This window comes from Pseudooctadecabacter sp. (genome assembly GCF_020627745.1).
Taxonomy (GTDB): Bacteria; Pseudomonadota; Alphaproteobacteria; order Rhodobacterales; family Rhodobacteraceae; genus Octadecabacter.
On sequence record NZ_JAHDGE010000019.1, the window covers coordinates 49,582 to 55,224 of the forward strand.

Consider the following 5,643-nt stretch of genomic DNA (forward strand, 5'->3'; position numbering starts at 1 on the left):
GGGGGTGCGCATGGGGGCGCACATGCGGGTGGATTTTCCTCCCCCCTTCTCAGCCATGCGCTGGTTGTGGCCCACGATGCCTCGGTCGGCTACTGGGCGGGAGACGTCGACGCAAGCGTTGACCCCGATCTGGGCCATTCCCTCAACGAACTGGACTATCTGTCGCCCGCACGCCGTCACCAGCTTTTGCTGGGGGAATTGCTGGGCGTTTTCAAAGTCGAAGGCACGCTGGGTCTGGCGCGTCTGTCGGTTGACGCAAAGAAAATCTGTACCATCGCACGTCCCGACACACCGGTTTTCCGCGACCAGATGAAATATGTGCGCGGCTACGCCGACCTCAGAACAGACCGTCACGCGGAAATCATGATCCAGCAGGATGACATCCTGTCTGATTTCGGCGCAATCGTTCACCTGAATGCGTCACGGCGCAAATATACGGTCGAACTGTTGGGGCTGGTTCAGGCGCTGTGCGTCTATCTGGAAATGCAGATCAAACATCTGTGCCGCGCGCCACGCCCTGTGGATTATGATGCCCGCGTGCAGCCCATGATCCAGACACCGGATCATTCGACCTATCCCTCCGGCCACGCGATCGAGGCTTTTGCGATTGCGGGCATCCTCAATGCCCTCTCGGCCCACGCAGGCGCGCCCACCGCGTTGCTGGACCACCGCGCCTTGCGGATCAGCGCCAACCGCGTGGTGGCAGGGGTCCATTTTCCCATCGACAACGCAGCCGGTGCGATTTTGGGCCGTCAGATTGCCCGCGCGGTTCTGGCCCTGTCCGACGGCTCTGCCATGTCCGACGCACAGTTCGGCACCAAAGGCGGCGTCATGCTGGACGGCGGCGCGGACCTAACGGTGGCGTGGCTTCGGGGGCTGACACCGCCGACAGCCACCCACACGGCACCCAAACTGGGGCGTATCGCGGCCCTTATGGACCAGGCCAAGCGCGAATGGCCGCCCCAGCAAACCGGCGGTGCCGATTGATGGCTGATCCGGTGGCCTTCCCCGCCCGAGGCGTGATGCCCTATCTGCATTGGTATTACCGTCTCGACAAAGACGGTCGCAGCACGCGCAGCGGGGCCGATACGCTGGCAAAGCTTTTGCCGCGGGCCTTCGGCGTGGATGACAAGGACATACTTTTATCGACAAAGGCCGATCCGCATTTTTCATACTCCGGCACGCAATCCGCAGCGCTGGCGTTCGATCTTGAACTGACGCAACAGACCCTCGCACCCGCCCCGAATGTGGATGTCGTTCTGGGTGTGATTGATACGGACATCCCATTGGGCCACCGCGCCTTCCGCCATGCGGACGGCACCAGCCGGGTCTTGTATCACTGGTCCATGAATGCGCCCGATGCGTCGTCCTATGGCCGTGAATTTACCCAAAAGGACATCAACGACCTTCTTGCGGCCCACAGCCCAGATGGCGACTTGATGCAGCCCTTGGATCAGGACGGGTTCAACACAGCCATCGGCGCGCTGGATTACGGCAATCTGGCTGGCCATCGCGCGCTGGGAATGCGCCATTCGCACGGGGCGCATATGCTGGATGCGGCGGGCGGCTGCGATCCGGCGAAGGCACCGGACTTTGCCAAAAAGGTCGGCCTGATCACCGTCAACATGCCGTCGCGCTGGGACTTCGGCGAAGGCGGCGAATTTCTGGAACAGCACATGATCCAGGCCATCCTTCGGGTGCATCAGATCGTCGAGGATTTGCGCAAACAGGCCCATGCGGGCGCGGCTGACATCCCCGCCGTTACCTCCCTCGCCTTTGGGCGGCAGGCCGGGGCCAAACGGCCGGACACCGACCTTCTGTCGCGGTTCTTGGCTGAACTGGAACTGGGCCGCTCTGCCTCAGCGCCGCCTTTCGATCTGGTGATCCCCACCGGCAATGACAATCAAGCACAGGTCGTGGCGCGCCATGTCATTGCGCCCCAAAGCACCCTGACGGTCGATTGGCGCATCCGCCCCGCAGACCAGACAGACAATTACCTTGAGGTCTGGGCAGACCCCGACGGGGGCGGCCCTGCCCAGGACCGCGCCCTTGCCGTTGGTCTGGCCACGCCTGACGGCACGTTTGCCGTGTCGCCACAGATGATCGAACCGGGGCACTATATCGACGCTTCGACCGACACCTCCGGCGGGGCTGCGAAATTTGCCTCGCGCATCTACCGGTTCGAAAAGCCGCCCCAGCGGAAATTTCAACTGTCGGGATACCTGATCGCCTTGGGTCCCGTCGCCCCGCGCGGGGACAGCATTGGCGCGGTCCCGTCCGGGGTCTGGACGCTGTCCTTGTCCAACAGATCAGACAAACCCCTCGTGGTGCACCTGTCGGTCCAGACCGATCAATCGGTTCATCCCGTGGGCCAGTTGTCGGGCCGGTCGTCCCTTGATGACCCCACCTACAGGACGTTTGACGACACGGGCGTGCGTCTGGACGCGGTCAAATGGGATGCCCCGTGCTGGGTCAACACCGAGCCCCGAACAGGCACCCGCCGTCACGGCACGATGAACGTCGCCGCCAGCCAAAGCGTGACCGCCGTCGTCAGCGGCTATCGCGGCAGTGACGGCATCCCCGCCCCCTATGCGTCAAGCGGAATGGGGGATGACGGGACGCCCGCGCGCGCCGGACCCACGGCAGCTTTGGTCACGGACGACACAGGCGTCTTGGGCGGGACACTTGCGGCGGGGTCCGCCGACGGGTCACGTGTGGCCATGCGCGGCACCAGCTTTGCCGCCGCACAGGCCTGCCGCCTTGTCGTGGACACCTGGCTTGCCTCGAAATCAAGCCGCACAACCTCGGCCAAGGACATTTTGCAAAAGGCCGCACAGAGCCACGAATCCACCGGGCCCTTTGACGCCGCCTTCGATCCTGACGATCCGTGTCATCAGCCTGCGAAGGCAAAGCTGGGGCACGGACGGGTGCCCCATGATCCCCGAAAATCGCAACATCGCAAGGGGGACAGGATCATCTGACAGCGACACCGCGCGAAATTTACGTCGAACCTGCCTTGTTTTTATGGGGAAACGGCGTGTGATCGGGGACATCTTCGCCCAGAAAGGCGCACAGCGGTGCCCATTGCGGGTCGGCAATCAGCGGCAGCACCAGCAGCTGGGACGGCCTGTCGCGAAAGTGGTCCATGACCGCACGGTTGTGGGCACTGAACCGCGCCTGATAGGTCTTCTCATGTCCGACCGGCGATCCTGTCCCGTAGATCCAGCGCCGCATGGGCGTTTCCTTCGCTCCGAAATACCGCACGGCACGGGCCAGCCACTCGTCTTCGGGGCAAATGGTCAGGATGAACTTGCTGTCGGGGACCTCGCGGTCCAGCTCACGGAACAACACAGGCCACGGGTTGTCCTGAAACGCGTCGTACTTCGGCACCAGCCCCCGCGCCTTTGACAATGCCGTCTGCGCGATATCAGGGTCTTGCGCACCGACAGGGCCGCACGTCCGGTACCCCAATACCTCAAGAGCGGCCCCAAGCGATTTTGTACCGGTCTTGTGAAATCCGATCCCGAACACTTTGGTGTTTTTCACAACGCTCCCCTCTCTGGTGACGCTCCGGTCAGGATGCTATGGATTGCACAAAGACAAAGGCCAACCCTGTGACCCAGCCCGATCATGTCATTTCTTTCGTAGTGGACGATGCTGCAAAATTCCAGATGCAGGCGTGGCTGTTCCTGCACAGCCTGTCGAAACTTGGTCTGTCACCCCGCACGCAAATCCTCCTTGTCCACTGCGGCAAATTGCACGACGCGGTGCGCCGCAAGGCCGAAACATGCGGTGCCGAGGTGACAAAGGTGGACCGCTTCGGCACCGGCGCATCGGCCTATTGCAACAAATTACAACAGCTGCCCGCGGTTCTGGCCACTCAGGCGTCCTATGCGGTGCTGTGTGATACCGATCTTGGGTTTCTGATTGATCCCTGCACGCTGACCAAACCCGATGTGGTGCGGGCAAAACCGGTGGACAAAACCAATCCCGCACCGGCCCTTTTGCGCCAGATACTGGACCGCGCGGGATTTGCCGACACACAGCTGACGCAAATGCCCGACTTTGCCGCGCGCGATCCGTCAAACCTCACCCATCGCTTGAATTGCAACGGCGGGCTATACGCGCTGCCTTTGGATTTGCTTCGGGATCTGGAACCGGCGTGGCGCCGCTGGGCCGAATTCAGCCTGACCCAAGGTGATCTGCTGGGCCGTGCGCTGATCCACAGCGACCAGATCGGATTTTGCCTTGCGATGCTGGACCTTGGCCTTGCCTACGACCCTCTCGAAGCCGAGGACAATTTCCCCCTGCATCTGCCCGCGCCGGATTATGAGGCCCACCAGACCCGCGCCCCGAGGGTGCTGCACTACCATCGTCGGATCGGCCCCGACGGGCAGGTGCTGCCCACCGGCATTCCCGCCATCGACAGCCGGATATCGCTGTTCAATGACCGTGTCGCGGATGCACGGACCGATCCGGCGTTTCAAAGCCTTCTTGCCGCAGCCCTGACGAAGGTCGCGTGATGACAAAGCGGCTGTTCCTGCACATCGGCCTGCCCAAGACAGGCAGCACATCCATGCAAAAATGGTTCTTCGACCATAAGGATGCATTGCAATCGTCCGGCTGCACCTACCCGACCGATCCCCCCTTGCAGCTTTACAAACAGGGCTATGTCGCGGCGACCCTGCGGGGCCGCGGGGGTGTGGCGACCTTTGAACGGGCGCTATGCACAGCGACATCACCGGACGTTTTGTTGTCGAACGAAGGATTGGCAAACCATTTTCATGATTTCGACCCCGACACACTGGCGCAATTCAGGACGCTGACCGCCAATATGTCTGTTCACCTGATCGGCTTTCACCGCGCGCCGGATCGCTGGCTCAGGTCCTATCACCGGCAGGCGGTCCTGAACCCCCGCAACAACGCCAGCGATCTGTGGGGCACAACTTTAAGCGTCGGGGAAATCCGCACCCATATCAGGGTCCGGCGGCTGCTGGATCACGACAGGCTGGCGCAGGACATGGCCGATGGCTTTGGCGCGCAGGCCGTCCACATGTTCGACTTTGACAAAGCCGATGCCTTTGCACGGATGCTGTCTGTCATGGGGCAGTCCCATCTGGCGCATCTGCCCTTGCCGTGCATCAACGAAACCGTCCCCGACTGGGCCATCACCCTGATGCGACACATCAACACCCAAGAGGCGGACAACCCCGCCCGTCAGGTCTGGAAGGGGCTGCTGTTTCACTTTCTGGACAGCAATCATACCGAGCTGCGCAACGATGCCCGCCGGTTGACGCCGCAGGACCTGACCCTTCTCAACCTCGACCTGTTGCGTGATCTGCCGCCCGACGTGCCCGCCGAAGCGATCATGGCCTTTGCACAAAAGGATTTCCCCGCAAGGATCAGCGACCGGCCTGCCCCTGCGGACCCGATCAAACCCTGAAATCTGACGATGTGGCCTTTTCCACCCACAGGCACGCCTCGATGGGGGCGCCATCAATCCGCTTCGGCAAAAGTTTCGCCAACTGCACCCCCGCCTGTTCGCGCGCATGATGCTGGCAGATGACGTCCTTGCTGTCGAAAAAGTCGTCCGACACCGTGGTGCGCACGGCAAACCGCAATAAAGGGATGGTCTGGGGCCAC

At 62.1% G+C, this 5,643-nt stretch carries 6 protein-coding genes; 4 read left to right on the plus strand and 2 right to left on the minus strand.

What is annotated here, in order from left to right:
• A partial coding sequence (locus QZ653_RS09250; RefSeq protein WP_296419769.1) for a phosphatase PAP2 family protein occupies positions 1-987 on the plus strand: 987 nt, incomplete at its 5' end.
• A complete protein-coding gene (locus QZ653_RS09255; protein ID WP_296419770.1) occupies positions 987-2,981 on the plus strand; it encodes a hypothetical protein in 1,995 nt (664 codons plus the stop codon). The genes QZ653_RS09250 and QZ653_RS09255, both read left to right, overlap by 1 nt.
• A 19-nt stretch (positions 2,982-3,000) precedes the next feature.
• Here the strand turns inward: QZ653_RS09255 and QZ653_RS09260 are convergent, their stop codons facing one another.
• On the minus strand, positions 3,001-3,546 hold the full coding sequence (locus QZ653_RS09260; protein ID WP_296419771.1) for a sulfotransferase family protein: 546 nt from the start codon (positions 3,544-3,546) through the stop codon (positions 3,001-3,003).
• A 68-nt stretch (positions 3,547-3,614) separates the two neighbouring features.
• On the opposite strand from QZ653_RS09260, the gene QZ653_RS09265 reads away from it, so the two are divergent.
• Both QZ653_RS09265 and QZ653_RS09270 read left to right on the plus strand, forming a co-directional pair.
• Entirely contained in the window at positions 3,615-4,523 is a 909-nt protein-coding gene (locus QZ653_RS09265) for a hypothetical protein (protein WP_296419772.1), read from the plus strand.
• A complete protein-coding gene (locus tag QZ653_RS09270) occupies positions 4,523-5,443 on the plus strand; it encodes a hypothetical protein (RefSeq protein ID WP_296419773.1) in 921 nt (306 codons plus the stop codon). The genes QZ653_RS09265 and QZ653_RS09270 overlap by 1 nt, the downstream gene beginning before the upstream one ends.
• Here the strand turns inward: QZ653_RS09270 and QZ653_RS09275 are convergent.
• A partial coding sequence (locus QZ653_RS09275) for a hypothetical protein (protein ID WP_296419774.1) occupies positions 5,433-5,643 on the minus strand: 211 nt, incomplete at its 5' end. The two genes, QZ653_RS09270 and QZ653_RS09275, sit on opposite strands and share 11 nt — an antisense overlap.

Coding starts and splice junctions, on each gene's coding strand:
- QZ653_RS09255 (WP_296419770.1), top strand. CDS start 987: ATGGCTGATCCGGTGGCCTTCCCCGCCCGAGGCGTGATGCCCTATCTG.
- QZ653_RS09270 (WP_296419773.1), top strand. CDS start 4,523: ATGACAAAGCGGCTGTTCCTGCACATCGGCCTGCCCAAGACAGGCAGC.